The sequence below is a fragment of the Pseudomonas sp. Marseille-QA0892 genome (genome assembly GCF_054950135.1).
Map to the genome: position 1 here is coordinate 332,525 of NZ_CM143104.1, position 18,500 is coordinate 351,024.

General features: G+C 58.5%; 13 protein-coding genes. 8 read left to right on the forward strand and 5 right to left on the reverse strand.

Features of this window, described 5'->3' with window-relative positions; genetic code table 11:
* Positions 1-261: 261 nt before the first annotated feature.
* From ACY8D3_RS01430 to ACY8D3_RS01440, 3 genes are all read left to right on the forward strand, one after another.
* Positions 262-1,869, forward strand: coding sequence for a histidine kinase famiy protein (locus ACY8D3_RS01430; RefSeq protein WP_462381225.1), 1,608 nt, complete (start codon positions 262-264; stop codon positions 1,867-1,869).
* A gap of 140 nt (positions 1,870-2,009) precedes the next feature.
* Positions 2,010-2,279 (forward strand): hypothetical protein, encoded by a 270-nt coding sequence (locus tag ACY8D3_RS01435; protein ID WP_462381226.1) that lies wholly within the window; start codon positions 2,010-2,012, stop codon positions 2,277-2,279.
* Positions 2,280-2,406: 127 nt separating this feature from the next.
* On the forward strand, positions 2,407-2,682 hold the full coding sequence (locus tag ACY8D3_RS01440) for a hypothetical protein (protein ID WP_462381228.1): 276 nt from the start codon (positions 2,407-2,409) through the stop codon (positions 2,680-2,682).
* A gap of 10 nt (positions 2,683-2,692) precedes the next feature.
* On the opposite strand, the gene ACY8D3_RS01445 is transcribed toward ACY8D3_RS01440, so the two are convergent.
* Positions 2,693-3,418 carry a GntR family transcriptional regulator gene (locus ACY8D3_RS01445; protein WP_462381230.1) on the reverse strand — a complete coding sequence of 242 codons (726 nt, stop codon included), beginning with the start codon at positions 3,416-3,418 and terminating at the stop codon, positions 2,693-2,695.
* A gap of 174 nt (positions 3,419-3,592) precedes the next feature.
* Between ACY8D3_RS01445 and ACY8D3_RS01450 the strand changes: the two genes are divergently transcribed.
* Positions 3,593-4,420, forward strand: coding sequence for an amidohydrolase family protein (locus ACY8D3_RS01450; RefSeq protein WP_462381232.1), 828 nt, complete (start codon positions 3,593-3,595; stop codon positions 4,418-4,420).
* 30 nt (positions 4,421-4,450) lie between these two features.
* Complete coding sequence (locus ACY8D3_RS01455) at positions 4,451-5,749, forward strand: SLC13 family permease (protein ID WP_462381233.1); 1,299 nt, start codon at positions 4,451-4,453, stop codon at positions 5,747-5,749.
* Between the two features lie 73 nt (positions 5,750-5,822).
* On the opposite strand, the gene ACY8D3_RS01460 is transcribed toward ACY8D3_RS01455, so the two are convergent.
* A complete protein-coding gene (locus ACY8D3_RS01460; RefSeq protein ID WP_462384178.1) occupies positions 5,823-7,079 on the reverse strand; it encodes an APC family permease in 1,257 nt (418 codons plus the stop codon).
* A gap of 539 nt (positions 7,080-7,618) precedes the next feature.
* On the opposite strand from ACY8D3_RS01460, the gene ACY8D3_RS01465 reads away from it, so the two are divergent.
* Positions 7,619-10,921: an HPP family protein gene (locus ACY8D3_RS01465; RefSeq protein WP_462381234.1), complete on the forward strand. Its 3,303-nt coding sequence runs from the start codon at positions 7,619-7,621 to the stop codon at positions 10,919-10,921.
* Between the two features lie 506 nt (positions 10,922-11,427).
* Positions 11,428-12,638 (forward strand): IS3 family transposase gene (locus ACY8D3_RS01470; RefSeq protein ID WP_462381235.1). Its coding sequence is split into 2 segments (ribosomal slippage): positions 11,428-11,773 and positions 11,773-12,638, totalling 1,212 coding nucleotides; the frame shifts between segments, so codons are not numbered across the junction.
* Positions 12,639-13,347: 709 nt separating this feature from the next.
* On the opposite strand, the gene ACY8D3_RS01475 is transcribed toward ACY8D3_RS01470, so the two are convergent.
* The 3 genes from ACY8D3_RS01475 to ACY8D3_RS01485 form a co-directional block, all read right to left on the reverse strand.
* Positions 13,348-14,718, reverse strand: a complete 1,371-nt coding sequence (locus tag ACY8D3_RS01475; protein WP_462381237.1) for a heavy metal sensor histidine kinase — start codon at positions 14,716-14,718, stop codon at positions 13,348-13,350.
* Positions 14,715-15,389 (reverse strand): heavy metal response regulator transcription factor, encoded by a 675-nt coding sequence (locus tag ACY8D3_RS01480; RefSeq protein WP_462381238.1) that lies wholly within the window; start codon positions 15,387-15,389, stop codon positions 14,715-14,717. Before ACY8D3_RS01480 ends, ACY8D3_RS01475 begins: the two co-directional genes overlap by 4 nt.
* 253 nt (positions 15,390-15,642) lie before the next feature.
* Complete coding sequence (locus tag ACY8D3_RS01485) at positions 15,643-16,962, reverse strand: OprD family porin (protein WP_462381240.1); 1,320 nt, start codon at positions 16,960-16,962, stop codon at positions 15,643-15,645.
* Positions 16,963-17,257: 295 nt separating this feature from the next.
* Here ACY8D3_RS01485 and ACY8D3_RS01490 point away from each other — a divergent pair, with 295 nt between their 5' ends.
* Entirely contained in the window at positions 17,258-18,499 is a 1,242-nt protein-coding gene (locus ACY8D3_RS01490; protein WP_462381242.1) for a TolC family protein, read from the forward strand.
* The last annotated feature ends 1 nt before the right edge of the window (position 18,500 follow it).

Sequence of the window (18,500 nt, forward strand, 5' to 3'; positions counted from 1 at the left end):
CGCTCACGGACGATACGCCGCTGCCAGGACGGGCAGCCCGGCATGGATGCCGGGAAGCGGTCGACAAAACCCGCTACGGCGGGTTTTTTGTTGTCCAGGGAAAAGGTCATGCGGTGCAATCGCCGCGGATGGCTTGATATCAAATTCATGTTGCCGCCGGGGCCGATGTTTGGGAACGTGCAACCTTCCGCGCAATCGAAGCGTTATTCCCGCAGCCAACCCATTGCAGCGGGGCCACCGTTTCGACAGGCTTCACAGTAAATGACTGAGCGGAAAAAACCTCGTTACCCGGAAACGCGCGTCGATAACGACTCGACGGCCGACCTCTCCGGCGTGGGCAAGAACATCTTCTTTGCGGCGGTCGAAACCACCCGCATGCCCATGATCGTGACTGATCCTAGTCAGCCGGATAATCCGATCATCTTTGCCAATCCAGCGTTTACCGAACTTACCGGGTACACACTGGATGAGCTGCTCGGGCAAAACTGTAGGTTGCTCCAGGGGCCGGAAACGGATCCAGACGCTGTCGCTCAAGTGCGCGAGGCTGTCGAAAAACAGTATGAAATCCAGATCGAGCTACTGAACTATCGCAAGGATGGCTCGACCTTCTGGAACGGCCTGTTCGTCTCCCCCGTCTACAACGATGCGGGTGAGTTGATCTATTACTTTGCCTCACAGCTCGATGTCAGTCGCCGCCGCGACGCCGAGGATGCATTGCGCCAGTCTCAGAAGATGGAAGCGCTAGGGCAGCTGACAGGCGGGATCGCCCACGACTTCAATAACCTGCTTCAGGTCATGACTGGCTACATCGATCTCATACAGATCAGTGCAGCCAAGCCTGAAGTAGACGCGCAGCGCATTATCAGAAGCGCCGGCCTCGCCAAGGACGCCGCTGCACGAGCCAGTACGTTAACGCAGCAGCTGCTTTCGTTCGCGCGGAAACAGAAGCTCCAAGGACGTGTTCTCAACCTGAATACCATGGCTGGGCGCCTGAACGAGACCGCCGAGCGAACCCTGGAAGGAATGGGCTTTTCGACGAATCTCCAGCAGGACCTGTGGAACTGCCGCGTCGATCCGACTCAGCTAGAAGTCGCGCTACTCAATATTCTCATCAACGCGCGCGACGCACTGCAGGATGTGGATCAGCCGCACGTCTCCATCGAAACCAGAAACGTCGAACTCGATGCGCGAGCCATGGCAGGCCGTGGGCAGATCGCGGCGGGGCGTTACGTCAGCGTATCGATCAGCGACAACGGGGTTGGTATGCCGAACGAGATTCGGCAACACGTCATGGACCCATTCTTCACGACGAAGGAGGAAGGGAAGGGCTCCGGCTTGGGGCTCTCGATGGTCTACGGCTTCGTCAAGCAATCGGGTGGTACCGTACGTATCTATTCCGAGGAAGGCCATGGCACAACGGTCCGGCTGTATTTCCCCGCTGAAGATGAGACGGAAAAGCCTGCCGAGGAGGTCGCCGAACGTTTGGTTGACGTCTCAGGTAATGAAAGGATTCTCATCGTTGATGACCGCGGAGATGTGGCGGCCCTGGCCGAGGAAATCCTGAAGGACTATGGCTACAGTACCCGTGTCGCGCTCGACGCCAAGCAGGCATTGCAGTATTTGCGCGAGGAATCGTTCGATCTTTTGTTCACGGATCTGATCATGCCGGGCGGCATGAATGGCGTCGTGCTAGCGCGGGAGGCACGCAAAATTTCACCTGCCATATGCGTGCTGCTCACTACGGGCTATGCGGAGAGCGCAATAGAACGTACTGATGTGGGCGGCGTAGAGTTCGCGGTGATCACAAAGCCCTATATGCCGAGCGAATTGGCCCGAAAAGTACGGATGGTGCTCGAAAGTCAGTCGTGATGAGTTGAGGATGTGATGTGCGTCTCGTTTTGCAGTGGGGATGCGACGATCTGTAAGGTCGTTGTAAATGATGTCTACTTGATATTATGCGCGCCCCGAGTTGCCCGTTTGGAAACTCGCTCTGCCTGGCTGGAATGCCTATGACTCCCAACGAAGAACGGTTGGCAACACTCGTTGCTCAGAACGCAATGAGCCTCGCTCAACTTTCCAGTGTCATCTCCTCTTTCGCCCTGGAACTGTCTCGTAGTAGTGATCCTTCGGTGCGCCGCGCTTGCGGCCATGCCCTTGCCAAGCTCGGTACGGTATCGTCGGAAATGGACCGGCAGTGGATTTCGCTGACCGAGCTGACTGGGGTCCAGCGGCCACCTTTTAGCCATGTGGAAGAGGTCGTCTTGCTTCGTAAGGCGTGACGCACGCCACTAAGCCGACGAACGTCACGGCCCCTCGCATGGATCTGCGACGGGGTCGGCAAAACGGGCTTTACCCAAGGATTAACGTGACGGTTTAGAAGTCACGCCACGACAGGATGTCAGGCCAATGGAGCCCCTCGATCCCATGAAAGCGGTCCTGTTCCCGGATAGCTCGCACGAATCCGAAAGCCTTATGTACACGTCCGCGGTCCCATTGGATGTGGATGCGCTTATTGAAGAAGACCTTAAGGGCTGGCTTGAGGCCGCGGGCTATCAGGTCCAGCGCATCGGTAACCAGCACTGGTCGGTGACCCGCGCAGATGGCTGCGTCGTATCCATTTCCGGACTTGATCGCCTTTCACTGTACACGGCGAATGCCCAGCAGCTGTCGAGACTCGGTTGACTTACTCACGTCACGAGATATCGATCTGATAGCGGAAACCATCCGCTGAGCCTCGCGAAATCCGGTATTCCAAAGGCGTCCGGTCGTACCCCAGCGCAACCCGCTCGATAACGACAATAGGGGCGTCCTCAGGGATTTCCAGCGTCTCTGCGATTTCGGCGTCGGCCGCGGCAACTGTCAGCGTCTCCTTGGCGGATGCGATCAACTGACCACACTGCATTTCGTAAAACGGATAAAGCAGGTTTCCGAACGCCTCAGGCGCAACGTCCAACAGCGGAGCGAAGCGCGACTCCGGCAGCCAGATCTCCTCTCTGAAGACGCTTCTACCGTTCACGAAGCGCAGCCGATCTATCGCGATCGTGCTGTCGGCTTCGCCCAGGTGAAGTGCCGCGCGGACCTGTTCGCTTGGCACGCGCTGCTCTCGCTTGAGGATCCGGCTCTCCGGGACAATCTGGCTTCCGGACGTTGATACCTGCCGGAAGAACCGAAAGAACGATGCCTCGAAGTCGGGGCGGCGAACAAACGTGCCGCGGCCCTGGTTGCGTAGCAGCAGGCCATCGTTCACCAAGGTATCCACTGCCTTGCGTACCGTACCGATCGCGACGCCATAGGTACGCGTCAATTCGGCCTCAGTGGGTATAGGGGTACCCGGCAGCCATTCACCCGACCCAATCTTGGCCAGCATCTCATCTCTTAGCCGCTGGTAGAGCGGCAAGCGTTCGTCCATTCCAAACATGGGTGACTCGTCGAATCCATCCAGTTCCGGTGCTGATCACTGTATCACCAGCCCAGCCAGGGTAGGAACGTTGACATTGCTGTCGGCCAATCGTAATTTCATCCATTCATATACATCAATGTATGAATGCGCGTTGCCTAGCGACGCTCTGCCAGACAAGAACAAGGCGCCATCATGAGTAATTCCCTTCCTGTGACCGGGGTCGATACGCACGCGCATATCTTCCGTCGAGATCTGCCAATGGCCAGCGGGCGTCGCTATAGCCCCGAATACGACGCGACCATCGAGCAATACCTTCAGCACCTCGATCACCATGGTTTTTCCCATGGGGTCCTCGTACAGCCAAGCTTCCTGGGTACGGACAACAGTTACCTGCTGGAGGCCCTGGAGCGTTACCCCCGTCGACTTCGGGGCACCGCCGTTGTTGAGCCCGATATCACCGATACGCAGCTGGACGAAATGGCCGCGCGTGGTGTCGTGGGCATACGGCTTAATCTAATCGGCAAGTCTCTCGACGACTTTGGCTGCGCCAATTGGCAGCGCTTCTTCAGTCGCCTGGCTGCGCGTGGCTGGACGGTCGAGATACAGCGAGGAATGGATGACCTGGTGACCATCCTTCCTTCTATTCTCGACGCGGGTATCGAGGTCATCGTCGACCATTTCGGCCTACCGAGCCGTGGCCCTGATGCATGGGAAGCAAAAGAAGAGGCATTTCTCTCGCTGTTGTCCGGCGGTCGCATATGGGTGAAGGTATCCGCCGCTTATCGCAGCGATTCGGATCTTGCCCAGGCGGCAGTAGTCCTCGCCCGGATGCGTGCTGCACGCGGTAGGCTCGACCGCTTCCTTTGGGGCAGCGACTGGCCGCATACGCGGTACGAGGAAAAGACGGGTTATGACGATCAGGTGCGTTTCATGGAAAAGCTTCTACCCGAACCCGGCGACCGCGCACAGATACTCGTCAATAACGCAGCTCAAGCCTTTCATATCGCGCTTGGTGCGTGATGGCGCATCGACGGAAACGAGGAAAATAAAATGGTTAGTCTGATCGTCGTTGCCGCGATCGTCGCGGCGATCGTGCTTGGTTACACGACAGGCATCAATATTGGCCTGTTCGCCATCGGCTTCGCGTACCTGATTGGTTGCTTCGTGCTTGGCCTGAGTCCTTCCGACGTGATCGGCATGTGGCCCCTCAAGCTGTTCTTCATCATCTTTGCCGTTTGCCTGTTTTACGGCTTTGCCATCGTCAATGGCACATTGGAGAAGCTGGCCGAGCACTTGATCTACCGATGCCGCAAAGTACCGCAGCTTCTGCCGTATGCCGTGTTCTTCACCGCAACGCTGATTGCTGGGCTTGGCGCGGGTTATTACACGGTGCTCGCCTTCATGGCGCCCATTACCCTGTTGTTATGCGCCCGCACGCAGATGAGCCTGATCGTGGGCGCGATGGCTGTGAATTACGGGGCATTGGCTGGTGCGAACTTCGTATCGAGCCAGAGCGGTATCATCTTCCGTAGCCTGATGATGAACGCCGGAGTCGATGAGAACACCGCGTTCATCAACGCATTGGGGATCTTCCTGGCGACAGCCGTCATCCCGCTGCTGGTGATCACGGGCTTTGTTTTCATGGGCCGGGGTAGCGCGACGGCGGGGGCGGTGTATGAGGCAGAGGTTCCATCTCCGCTGAATCGGCAGCAGAAGCAGACCCTCATCCTGACCATGCTCATGATGGCCTGTGTACTGCTCGCGCCAATCGCACATCTGCTGTTGCCACAGAACGGCACGGTCACCTTCATAAACTCGAAGATCGATATCGGCCTGATTGCCAGCGTCTTCGCGGTGATTGCGCTTCTGCTAAAGCTGGGTGACGAGCGCAAGGTGATGGGTGCGATTCCATGGCCCACCATTATCATGATTTGTGGGGTGGGCATGTTGATATCGGTCGCCATCAAGGCAGGAACGATCGGTTTGCTAGCGTCCTGGATCAGTACGACGATCCCGGCCTTCCTCGTCCCCGTAGCGTTCGGCGTTGTTGCGGCATTGATGTCGCTGTTCGCGAGTACGCTGGGTGTAGTTACGCCAGCACTGTTCCCGATCGTGCCCGAGATTGCCGCTAATCTCTCCATCGACCCGCTGATCATCTTCGTGTGCATCGTCGCCGGTGCTCAGGCAACGTCAATCTCGCCATTCTCGTCCGGTGGCAGCCTGATCCTTGGCTCCTGTCCCACCGACGAAGCACGTACCAAGCTGTTTCCAAAACTGTTGTTCCGTGCGGCACCGCTGGGCTTCGCGGCAGCCCTGCTGTTCAACTTCGTGCTGACGTTCGTGTATTGATCACGCCGTAGCTGCAGAAAAACCCCGGCCTAGGCCGGGGTTTTTTTATTTCACGTATCAACCGGAGGATGGGCTAGGTGCGCTTGGCGCCTTTGGCATAGGAGGAGAGCGCGAACAGCAGGCCACCTACTGCCAGCATGATTCCCGCTCGAAGCCATGTGCCAGCGCTTTGCTGGAACAGCAATAGGATGCATGACCCGATTGCAAGGATCGGGAAGAACCAATGAACGTGGAAGTGCTCATGGGCAACCTTGTCCCGTTTGAGCACCAGCACAGCCAGGTTCGTGCTCATGAACACCACGAGCAGCAGTAGTACGACGGTCTCGGCAAGCACCGCCAGGGTACTGGTGAAGGTCAGCGCAATGGCGACTGCGCTCGTTCCTAGAATTGCGATACCGGGTGTGCGGCGCTTGGGAAGCACGCGGCCGATCACGGCTGGCAATAGCCCCTGGTGAGCCATGCCATAGGCGAGCCGGCTTGCCATGATCATGGTCAGCAATGCACCGTTGGCGACGGCGATAAGCGCAATCACGGCGAACCATTCCGACGATACGCCCAGCCCCGAAGCCGAAACGACATCCATCAGTGGTGCTTCGGAGTCCTTCAGCTCATCTACTGGGAGCACCAGCGCGGCACTTATGCCGACCAGCATGTAGACGGCGCCAGTGATCAGGAGGGCGCCGAACAGCGCTCGTGGATAGACCTTGCTTACGTCGCGTACTTCTTCTGCAAGGTTCGCAGAGGTTTCGAAGCCGACGAAGGAATAAAACGCGAGCAGTGATGCGCCCAGTATTGCCGTAGTGACTGATGGCGAATCCGTTTGAAGGAGCTGGGAGGCGTTTCCGCCGTTTTGGGCGACAAACCATATCGCCGCAATGACGACGAGCAGCAGTCCGCCCAGTTCAATCACGGTCATCACAAGATTGGCCGTTAGCGACTCCTTGATACCCCGAGCATTGAGCAGGCCGACAATCACCAGGAACCCCAGGCAGACCCATGCGGGCGGTACCTCAACCAGGGCCTGCAAGTAACCGCCCGCAAAAGCGACCGAAAGCCCCGCGGCGCTCGTAACGCCAGCGGCCAGCATGGAAAAGCCGACCAGGAATGAAACCCATGGCTTGCCGAAGGCCTTTTCTGCATAGAGTGCAGCGCCGCCTGCCTTGGGATACTTGGTGACAAGCTCCGCATAGGAGGCCGCGGTGAGCAACGCGAAGAAGAGGGCGATGAGCAGCGGTGCCCAGATAACGCCGCCCACCCGGCCTGCGATGGTTCCAGCGAGCGCATACACGCCGGCCCCTAGAACGTCGCCAAGAATGAAAAGCACAAGCATCGGCGTAGTAACCGCGCGCTTGAGTGAGTCTTTGTTCGCAACTGCCACGTCGATCTCTCGCAAAAGGAAGTTAAGCGTGAGAGCGCTATTTGCCGCTGATCGTTCTCAGGAAATCGAATACAAGGCTCACCCCATTAGCTGTAGAGCTCGATGAGCACTGGCTGGCCCGCGAGCACGCGGGCTGGAAGGCCACCGCGCGGGCCATTAACGAAGCTGCAATAAGCGCGTCATCCGTCGAGTCCATAGTGGCCTTCTCCGAGCTCGTGCGGTGTTTTGCCGCTGTCGTCTGGCTATCACGGACTGAATCAAGGCACCGCGATGTCCGCTTTGTTTCCAGTAGATCCCAAATCGCATTCTTAGCGACGCCATAGGCGTGCGCCGCGACACCCAGTCCCGCCAGGCGCCCGGAGTCGATCGCCTGGATTGGTGGCCGGAAACAATTCAAACATTCTTGCCAGTTCACCAGTAGCGAGTCTGTTTTTTCGTTTTATACAGCTCGGGCAGTCGCTGGACTTCTGGTTCAACAGAGGGAAGAGACCATGTCCGTTAAAGCTGCAGGTAATTCATCGGTAGACACAAGCGCTGGCTCCGATTCCACCAGGGCCTGGGATGAGGCGGCCGCCCAGGCAAAAGAAGTCGGCATTCGGTGGGAAAGGCCAGAAGACGACAAGCGCTCTGCTCAGGAGATCATCGACGACACTCCGCTGCTGAAAAATCTGGGGAATCAGAGTGGCGTAAAGGACAAGCTCAAGGAGCGAGTCGGTGACTTCGATAACGATGCCGACGCTGCGTACCGTGCGGCACAAGTGTTGGAGCACATCGAGAAGTACGACGAAAAAGGCGAACGGCTGGTGGGGGGCGATACTGAAAACGGCCGTGTGGACGGTTTCACCAGTCAGGGCCACGCCAAACACGGCACCGAAGCCGGGCGGCTTCAAGACTTTGGCAAATATGGTTTCACCCATCTTAAAGGTGAGCTCAACCATATAGACGACGCCCCCAATAACAACGAAGCGAAGGAGCAGGCCGAAGCCCTGGGTATCGAGTGGGTCCGCCCGGAAGGCGACGATCGCTCTGCGGAGGAAATTATCAACGATAGCCCGTTGCTGAAGAATCTCGGTAACCAGAGCGGTGTGAAGGACATGCTCAAGGAGCGTGTCGGCGACTTCGAAAACGACGCCGACGCTGCACATCGTGCCGTCCAGGTGCTTGAACACGTTGTGAGCTTCGATGGCGACGGCAATCGCCTGGTGAGCGATGACGTGCGCAACAGTAGCATTGATGGTTTCACCAGCAGCGGAGAGGCTAGGAACGGTACTGAGGCGGGCCGTTTGCAGGACTTTGGCAAATACGGTTTTTCCAGCCTCAAGGGGGAGCTGCAGCACGCCGCGAACGCCTCGGAAAACAAAGAGGCACGCGAGCAGGCCGAAGCGCTGGGCATTGTCTGGGAGCGTCCAGCGAACGACAAGCGCACCGCAGAGGAAATCATCGACGGCGATCCGTTGCTCAAGAACCTGGGCAACCAAAGCGGGATCAAGGACATGCTCAAGGAGCGCGTCGGAGACTTCGAGACCGATGCGGATGCTGCGTTCCGCGCTTCTCAGGTCCTGGAGCACATCGAAAAGCATGACGCTGACGGCAATGTGCTCGAGGGGGGCGATATTGGCAACGGCATCATCGACGGCATGACCAAGGGCGGCGAAGCCAGGAACGGTACCGAAGCCGGCCGCCTGCAGGACTTTGGTAAATACGGCTTCTCCAGCCTCAAGGGCCCCGAGCCTACTGATGAGAGCCGAATTGACTTCGAGCGGAAAAAGGCCGGCTTGCCGCCTGCGAGCGAACTGGATATCGGCAATCTTGAAACGACCACGACGGATGCCAACGACAAGAACAAGAAGCTCACGGTCAGCGAAATGACCTGGCAGACGCTTATGAAGGATTGGAAGGCCGGAATCGACAGCGGCACCATCGCCAAGGACGACGACCGCGCCAAGATGTACAACGCGCTGCGCGCGCAGGCCGCCAGCGAGAACGGCCTGGATATGGTGACGCTGGACATGTCCATGGGGCAGAGCACGACCAGAGCCGACGGCCAGGATTTCGAGACGATCATCGACCGGGAAAAGGTCAACGAGCAGGTCGCAGAGCTGTTCGGTTCGGAAAGCGTACAGAAGGACTTTCTCGCCGCCCAAGCCAAGGCCACTGACGCGCTGCCGGACAAGGACGGCGTTCGGGAGAAGCTGGAGGAAACAGCGTTCTCCGAGGAATACTCACGCTACATCGCCGACCTCAAGGAGAGTGGCAAAGGCGAACTCGCCGAGGCGGACATCAACAAGACCTACGCGTCACTTGCCGCGTTCGATCCAGACAAGGCGGCCCAATTCTCACAGCACATGATGATCGATGCGACCACGATGGACCTCGACAAGCTGATGTCGGACCCATCCCTCATCAGTGACGACAACACCGCGCTTGCCACTCAAGACACCATCAAGACGTTGCTGACAGCCCTTAAAAAGGGCGGCGTCGACCTACCTCGCCGTACCGTTGAATTCGAGCGATTTATCCAGGAGTTCCTGGGCGACAAGCAAACGGCCAAGGCATTTGGAAATGCGCTCAAGGAGCTCGGCGCGAAGTTTGCGCAGAACGGTACCATCACTGCCGACGACATCAACAAGGTCATGAGCAAAGACGTCTACAAGACGCTGGGTGAGGGCGCTCATGGCAGCATGCTTAAGACCATCACCGAGATGAACGGAAATGGTCTGCTGGGTACGGCGGGCGGCATGATCTCGTTGGCATCGGGGATCTACCAGCTCGCTGGCAAAGGTGGCTCGTTGGCGGATACGCCTGAAGAACGTCTGGCCGTTGCGAAGGACTTTGTCAGCGTATTGGGGGCAGGACAGCATTTCGTCAATTTGGGCAGCAACATCTTCGACAGCATCAAGGGCACGCAAGTCAACCAGATGCTGGGCCTGGACAAGTCCTTGCCGGAGATCTTTGGCAATGACAAGCCCGATGGCAAGGGCCGGAATATCAGTCTGGTCGAAGGTGAGGTCAAGAAGCTGTTCGAGGACTTCAACGCCGCGATCGACGCAGCACCAATTGATAGCAAGGAAAAGCTAGGTGAACGGCTCAATATGTCCAATGAGCAGCTGGAAAAGATCAATGAAGGTTTCCGCGACGGGTTTGCGAAGAACCCCGGGCTCAACGGCAGCACGCCCACCACACGTGGCATCTCAGCTTTCCTTAGGGTGATGGATGCCGGCGCCAACACCTTTACCGGCGCTGCAGACGTGGTATTGGGTGGACTCAAGATCAAGTCAGCATCCGACAGCGGAGATAAGGTAGGCATCGCCCAAGGCGCGATCACGGTCGCGGCTGGGGCATTCAACCTCGCAGGCGGCGGCGCGCAAATGGCTGCCTTGATGGGCGTCAGCGCCGCCCGAGCTATCGCGGGTCCGCTGCTGTGGGCTGGCGCTGCACTCACCGTGGCACTCACGCCATTCCTCATCGTCGAGGACATCAAGCACAACAACCGCATGGATGCGCACCGCGATGACCTGAACCAGCTATTCAACGACCTCAACGACCAGGGTTTGCTGACTGAGGATGGTCTGCAGCGCTACGAATTCCTCGATAGCTACATGTACAACTATGCCCAGCGCGACGCACCTGATGACCAAAGCATCTTCGAGTACCGCGATGAGGAGTATGAATTCTTCAGCGACGAGGGGCGCCTGCCCGAAGAAGGCTGGGACAAAATTGCGCACAACGACTATGACGGCGATGGCAGCAACCTCCAGACCCGAATGGACAAAGGCTCGACCGTAGGCGCGTGACAACGCGATGCACGAACGGCAAGCGCCTGCGGTTTGGGCGCTTGCTGCTTGAGTGCCGCCTGAATTGCCGGCCTGCTGACCGCCGGCGACAACTAGAGCGAAGTATAAAGCTGGGCTACTTCAGCAGAAACGCGTTTCCAGATGGCGAGCGTCGAGATAGAGATTTCTAACCCGCTAGTGAAGCGTCATCGGAGCCAAGATGGTTCATTCAGGCACAAAAAAGGCACTGTAGCGTTCGCTAAGTGCCTTTTGTACTGCTTGATTGGTGGAGCCGGGGGGATTGAAAATCTATACATAACCTATTGTTTTAGATTACTTTATTGATAAGTTTGTTCTTAAATGCCCCCATAAGTGCCCCCGTGCACGTATCTCCGATGAGCGGCTGTTTGAGGAGTTGAACTGGCGTCCTGAATTATCGTGCTGCGACCAGGCGGGGTGAACGAGCCCCCTGAAACACCGGACACCGTTTCCCCCTTACCATAAGGGATAGGCAAACGGTCGTGTTTATGACTACCAGCAAAGACAGACATATCGAAGTACTCGGCCAGGAGCGGCGTCGCCGCTGGAGCGTCGAGGAGAAGCTCACCATGGTGCGCGAAAGTCTTGAGCCCGGGCACAGCGTCTCAGTGGTCGCCCGACGCCACGGCATCAACCCCAACCAGCTGTTTCATTGGCGCAAGCTCTATCAGGATGGCAGCCTGTCGGCGGTTAGCGCCGGAGAGGCCGTAGTCCCGGCTTCGGAGCTGGCCGATGCGATGAAGCAAATCCGCGAACTGCAACGGATGCTGGGCAAGAAGACCATGGAAGCGGAAGTTCTCAAGGAAACTGTGGAGATTGCCCGCTCGCGAAAATGGATTGCGCACTCACCCTTGTTGCCGGGGGACGACCAGTGAAGCTGGTCAGCGAAAGTCTCGGTGTGTCGCGCTCGCAACTAACGGCTCGAATCAAGCAGGCCAAAGAAGACAAAGGAGCCCGTCGTCGGCGTATCCCTGACGATACGGCTCTGGTGGAGCGGATCAAGACCTCAATCTCCGACTTGCCCAGCTATGGCTACCGCCGTGTCTGGGCGCTTCTACGTAGGCAGGCCGAACCGGTGGTCAATGTGAAACGGGTCTATCGGGTCATGCGCGACCATGACCTGCTGCTGGAGAAACGCCGCAAGCAGCCCGGTGTGGCTCGTCGTCATGAAGGCCGGGTAGCGGTAGATACGAGCAACACCCGTTGGTGCTCGGACGGTTTTGAATTTCGTTGTGACGATGGTGCCAAGCTGCGTGTGACCTTTGCCTTGGACTGCTGTGACCGCGAGGCTATCAGCTGGGTAGCCAGCCCGAGTGGCTACAGCGGTGACGACGTCCGCGACGTCATGCTTGAAGCCGTCGAGAAACGTTTTGGACAGGCACTGCCTGTCACTCAGATTCAATGGCTGAGCGATAACGGCTCGGCGTACACCGCCGAACAGACGCGCGTTTTTGCTCGGGAAATCGGCTTGATACCGCTGACCACGCCAGTGTGCAGCCCGCAGAGCAACGGCATGGCCGAAAGCTTCGTGAAGACGATGAAGCGTGATTACATCGCCCACATGCCCCGGCCGGATCGCCAGACAGCGCTACGCAACCTAGCGATTGCTTTTGAACACTACAACGAAGAGCATCCGCACAGCGCACTGAAGTACCGCTCACCTCGGGAGTTCAAACGGTTGGCCGTAACATCAACTTAACAGGGTTGTGGTGTCCGGTTTGAGAGGGGCAAGTCCACGGGGCCAGTCAGCCTCTGGTGAGCGTTCAATGGAGTCGGTCGTGTACAGCATAGCCTCGGTTATCTGGCTACGAGGGTTTGAGTCCAGCTCAGACCGGGCGCTGGGTAGATGTAAGGTCACTTAGTTGGGTATTTTCAGTGGTAGCGCATCATAGGCTCATCTAGGACGATTTGAGCTAAGGTGCGGTATGAGACACTCGATGGCTACCTGTCACAACTGTGGCAAAGCTATGGTTCCGAGAGCGACATATAGCCGTGGTTTCTGGGGATATTCGCCTACGTCCAATCACTGCCCCTTTTGCCTGAGTGAGAACTGGCACGGCGGAAATCCGGGTTTAGGGGCTCGGCTGTTCGCTTTGGTTGGTCTGGCTCTTGGTGTTCTGGCCTGCGTGTTGGTCGGAGCCTTTCTGTTCAAGGTGCAGTGGTGGCTTGGTGTCGAAGGACAGTGGCCTCTATTGACGCTGGGCACATGTGCTTTATCGGTTAGCGCGGGATACCATTTCTATAACTGGTTTGTTGATTGTTGACCGGTGATCATGCTGTGGAAGGCAGCAATCGGCCAGAAGCGGTCAGCCGCGAGCCAAAAAAAGCGCTCATTCGCAGTAGAGCTGATCGATGGCTCTGTTTCTCAACAGTTTCGAGCCTCCAACAGTACGTAGCGGTACAGCACCTTATAAAGCTCGAGGGAAAATCAGCGTGAAGGTCGTCATCCCAGCCTCGCTGGTGACGCCTACCTGGCCTTCGTGGAGGCTCATGACCGAACGGACGATGGACAGGCCCAAACCCGTTCCGCGCGAAGGGCTACCGTCCGCGCGATAGAACCGTTCGAATAAGTGGGGTAGGTGATGTGGCGGAACGTTCGCACCTTGATTGGTGACAGCGAGTGAGATGTCGTCGGTTTTTTCAATGATTACGAGCTCGACATTAGTGCCTGGGGCAGCATGCCGTAGCGCGTTGGACAACAGGTTGGAGATGACCCGTTGGACCATGAGCCGATCGCCGAGGACGATCGCGTCGCCAGTTACCGTTGTTTCCACTCCCGATTCGTCCGCGAGGAACTCGAAGTAGTCACACACGCGCCTCGCTTCTTCGCCCAGCGGCAGAGGTTCCAAGGCAAGCGCAGGACTGGCGTGATTCACCTGTGCGAGAAAGAGCATGTCCGAGACGGTCCGGCTGAGCCGTTCAAGTTCTTCCACCGAGGATTCGAGTACATCCCGGTATTCTTCTTTGCTGCGTTCTCGTGACAACGCGACCTGCGCCTTGCCCATGAGATTGTTCAGAGGGGCGCGTAGCTCGTGCGCTGCATCGTCGGAGAATTGTGACAGTTGCTGCACCCCCGTATCGAGCCGATGAAGCATTACGTTCAGGCTGTGCGCCAGGGCATGCAGCTCGCCGGGTAGTCGCTCAGTACGGATTCGGGGCGATAGGTCTTCGGTGGACACTTGTGTGGCCAGCGCGCGAAATCGGCGAAGTGGACGTAAACCGTTGTGTGCGACCAACCAACCGGCCATGCCGATAAGCATTAGCAGCATGGGTACGGCAAGTATCGCTGAGCGGAGGAACGCGGCCATGAGCCGCTGATCGGCGCTACGGTCCTGCGAGAGCAGGAGGGTCATCGGCGCTCGACCTGATATTTGGATTTGCTTACGCCCCGTCAGCATGCGCACACCATTCCTAGTGGTCCAATCCAGATAAAAGCCATCCCGACTGATCAGATCGAGCTGTCCAGGCTCGTTCGAAAAACGGCCTATCCCGAAAACAGGCGGCTTCTTTGGATCACCGATGACGCTGATCGAAAGGTCATCATGACCGAGCACGGTATCGCTCAAAGCATGTTGCCAAGGTCGGCTCATGCGGGCGCCGGTGTCTTCCAGCAAACCATGATCGATCTGCGCGAGCTTGGCCGTCAGTTCTTCCTGAGCGCGCAATTCCAGCTGGCGTGCGAGTACCCAGTAACTCATGGCAATCAGTAATGCCACCAAGGCGGCGCCCGTCAGCGCGATCTGCAGCGCCAGGCGTGACGCCAGACTCAGTGGCTTCACGGCCGCGCCTCGAGGATGTAGCCAACACCGCGAATGGTATGGATCAGACGTTCGCCGAAGGGCTCGTCCACCTTCATGCGCAGGCGGCGAATCGCGACCTCCACGACATTCGTGTCGCAGTCGAAATTAATGTCCCAGACGAGCGAGGTGATCTCGGTACGGGTAAGCACTTCGCCGGTTCGCCGCATCAGCAGATGGAGCAAGGCGAACTCCTTGCTCGTGAGGTCGATGCGTTGCCCGTTTCGGTACGCACGATGCCGACCGGGGTCCAGCTCTAGGTCGGCCACACGCAGGTGGCTTGAAAGCGTCACGGTTTCGCCCCGTCGCAGCAGCGTGCGGATACGGGCGAGCAATTCGGGAAACTGGAAGGGTTTGACGAGGTAGTCATCGGCGCCCAGTTCCAGGCCACGCACCTTTTCTTCCAGGCGGCCATGGGCGGTGAGCATGATCACGCGCGTTTGTTTGCGGCGCCGGATGAGTTCGAGCACTTCCCAGCCGTCCATGGTCGGCAGGTTCACATCCAGTAGAACGATGTCGTAGTCGTGCTGCAGCGCAAGATGTAAACCGTCGAGGCCATCGCCGGCCCGGTCGACGACGTAACCGCTCTCAATAAGGCCTTGCTGCAGGTATTCCGCGGCTTTGTTTTCGTCTTCTACAACCAGGATGCGCATGTTTTGGAGACTCGGCGGGAACGTTCGGATAAACGACGGCACAATAATCGCTGTAGTAGCTACAGGGTCAAGCAAACCCTAACCCCAATGCTCGGCTCAGGTGCCTACCTTGCAGATTTGTAATCCGCGGTTCATGTGTAGCGGTGGTTATTGGCATCGCCGTACATAAAAAAAGGCGCCCGGGTGGGCGCCTAAAAACACATCTTCAAACCAAAGGAACAAAAAAGAAGATGTGTCTACCGCTTGTGACGATTCAAAGTATCGACAGTGGGTATTCGGTGATGAAGCGAACCTCGTCGAGGTCGGACTCGAACGCCGTCGCGCGTGTGGTGGCCTGGCGGACGCGCAGCGACAGGTCCTTGAGGGCGCCACTTTGTACGACGTAGCGAACTTCGACGTCACGCTCCCAGCGCTTCTGACCAGTCAGAGGCGCACCGTTATCGTCTTCGCGCCTGTACACATCATTGGCATTGCTGTAATCGGCCCCCCACCCTCGGGCATAGCGCGTCATGAAGCTGAGCCCGGGAATGCCGTAGGGCGCCATGCTCAGGTCATAGCGCAGCATCCAGGATTGCTCCTTGGGCGAGTTGAAGTCGCTGTACTGGATAGAGTTGTTCAAATAGATGGAGTCGGCCTGGCGCAAATAATCGAAGTCATCGTTGCCGTTGTTGCGTTGATAGGACGCCGTGACGGTATGCGCGCCGAACGCAACCCCGAAGCTGGTGCTCCAGATGTCATTGTTGAATTCGCCTAGTAACTCGCGCCCTTCGTCGGTGGCTTTGTAGTAGTTGAAGCTGCCTAGCAAGGCAACGGTGTCCGAGAGCGGATAGTTGGCGGATGCGCCGAAATAGTGCTGGTTCCATGCGTCCTTCAGGCGGCTGGTGTACAGGCCGAGGCTGAGGTAGTCGTTGACCACGTAATCCCCACCGCCGTAGCCCAGCCAGGGCGAGTCGACCGCGCCGCCATAGAACGTGACGAAGTCTTCCTTCATGTTGCTGGTGTTGGGCTGGCTCATCGCGTGCAGGCGGCCGCCCTGAAAGGTCAGGCCGTCCAGTGATGTATTGACGACCGTAACGCCCTTGAAACTTTCCGGTAGCAAGCGGGAGTCGCCGAAGTGCACGACTGGCGTGGTGGGAAAGACATCGCCGGCCTTTATCTCGGTGTCCAGCAGACGCGCCTTCACGGCACCACCGACGCGTGAGAAACCGTCCTCGGCGTCGCCTTCGCTGTTGTACGGAAGCAGGTCGATGCTGCCACCCGCGCCAGAGCGACCGGAGCCGGTGTCGAGCTTGAGGCCGAGCATCGCGAATGCGTCGATGCCGACGGCCACCGAGCCCTGCGTATAGCCGGATTCGAACACCGCCATCAGCCCGTGGGCCCACTCCTCAGAGTAGCCATTTCCCGTGGCGCTCGAACCGTCACGAAAATCCCGGTTGAAGTAGTAGTTGCGGTTTATCAGCGAAAGCGTGCTGCCTTCAATGAAGCCCGCTGCGGGCGCGGTGTCAGCGTATAGCGGGGGGCTGCCCAGCGCGAGGGAGAAGGCTGCCAGTGACAGCCCGGCCTTTTTGTTCATGGTGTGCTCCTGATGACGGCAGTGCGATCGAGGTGCGCCTTTTGCTCTTGGTCTTCGGCGCCCCTGCCGTTATCGCAGCCCAGGGATAACCGCAGAATTAGCCGCAGATGACGATTCCGTAATCCAGGCCGGTTCGTCGAACTGCCTTGGATTACAGATTTGTAATGTTGTGGTCACCGGGTCGATACCCACCCCCTTCTAAAGTCGGCGCCGCTGAGCCATCAGCTACCTGGTCGGACACGTGCGGCCGGGCCAACGCGGTCGACGAAGGGGGCACTGCACAGCAGTGTTGGGTATGTACCGAAAGAAACGCTTCTATCTGCTTGCCGGTAGCCTGCTGGGCATCGGGCTGGCACTGATGTCGCTCGAGGCGGGTGCGCAAGAGAGCCTCACGCTTGAGCGCGCCGTATCCCTGGCTTACGAGCGTAATCCGGATTTTTCCGCCGCGCGTTCCGACATTGGCATCGCCAGTGGCATGCGCCGTCAGGCCGGGGTCATTCCCAACCCGGAGATCGGGTTCGAAATGGAAGACACTCGCTCCGACCGGCAGACGCGCTCGGTCTCAATCACCCAGCCGATCGAGCTGGGCGGTAAACGCGGCGCGCGTATCGGCGTAGCCGAAGCCAACCAGTCCGTGGTGGATGCCGACATGGACCTGCGCCGCCAGGGCTTGCGGGCTGACGTCATACAAGGCTTTTTTGCCGCGTTGCGCGCCCAAGAAGGCATGCGGCTGGCCGAGGCGTCCCTCGCGCTTGCCGAGCGTGGCGCGAAAGTCGCCGGGGCGCAGGTGGACGCGGGCAAGGTTTCCCCGGTCGAGGTGACGCGCGCTGACATGCAGTTGGCGACCACGCAGCTGGATGTGCGGCGTGCACGGCAGGAATGGGACAACGCGCGGCAGATGCTGGCCCGGTTGTTGGGCACCGATGCGCCGGACTTTGGCGAGCTGGTCGGCAGCTTCGAACACTTGCCCGGGGTGCCCAGCGAGGCGGACCTGCTGGCTCGTGTGCGCGACAGTGCCGACATGCGCAAGGCGCTGCGTCAGGTGAACCTGAGCGAAGCCGAGCTTGGGCTGGAGCGTAGCGGGCGTTATCCCGACATCAGTATCAGCATCGGTAGCCAGTATGACGAGATCGAGCGCGAGCGCATTAATCTCGTTGGCTTCTCCGTGCCGCTGCCGTTGTTTGATCGTAACCAGGGCAACGTGCTGGCAGCCGCCCGCCGCGCGGAGCAGGCGCGCGATCTGCGTAACGCCGCCGAGATTCGCGTTCGTGGCGAGATTCAGCAGGCGCTACGGGACTGGCGGACCGCGCTTTCGGACGTCGATGAGATCCGCAACCGGATATTGCCGGCGGGGCAACGCACCGTGGATGTCGCCACGCGCGGCTTCGGTCTCGGGCGCTTCGCCTTCCTCGACGTGCTCGACGCGCAGCGTGCGCTGATCGATGCGCGCACGCGTTATCTGCAGTCATTGCAAGCCGTGGTCGACGCCTGGGTGCGTATCGAGCGGCTGTACGGACCGACCACCACTTTCGAATGAC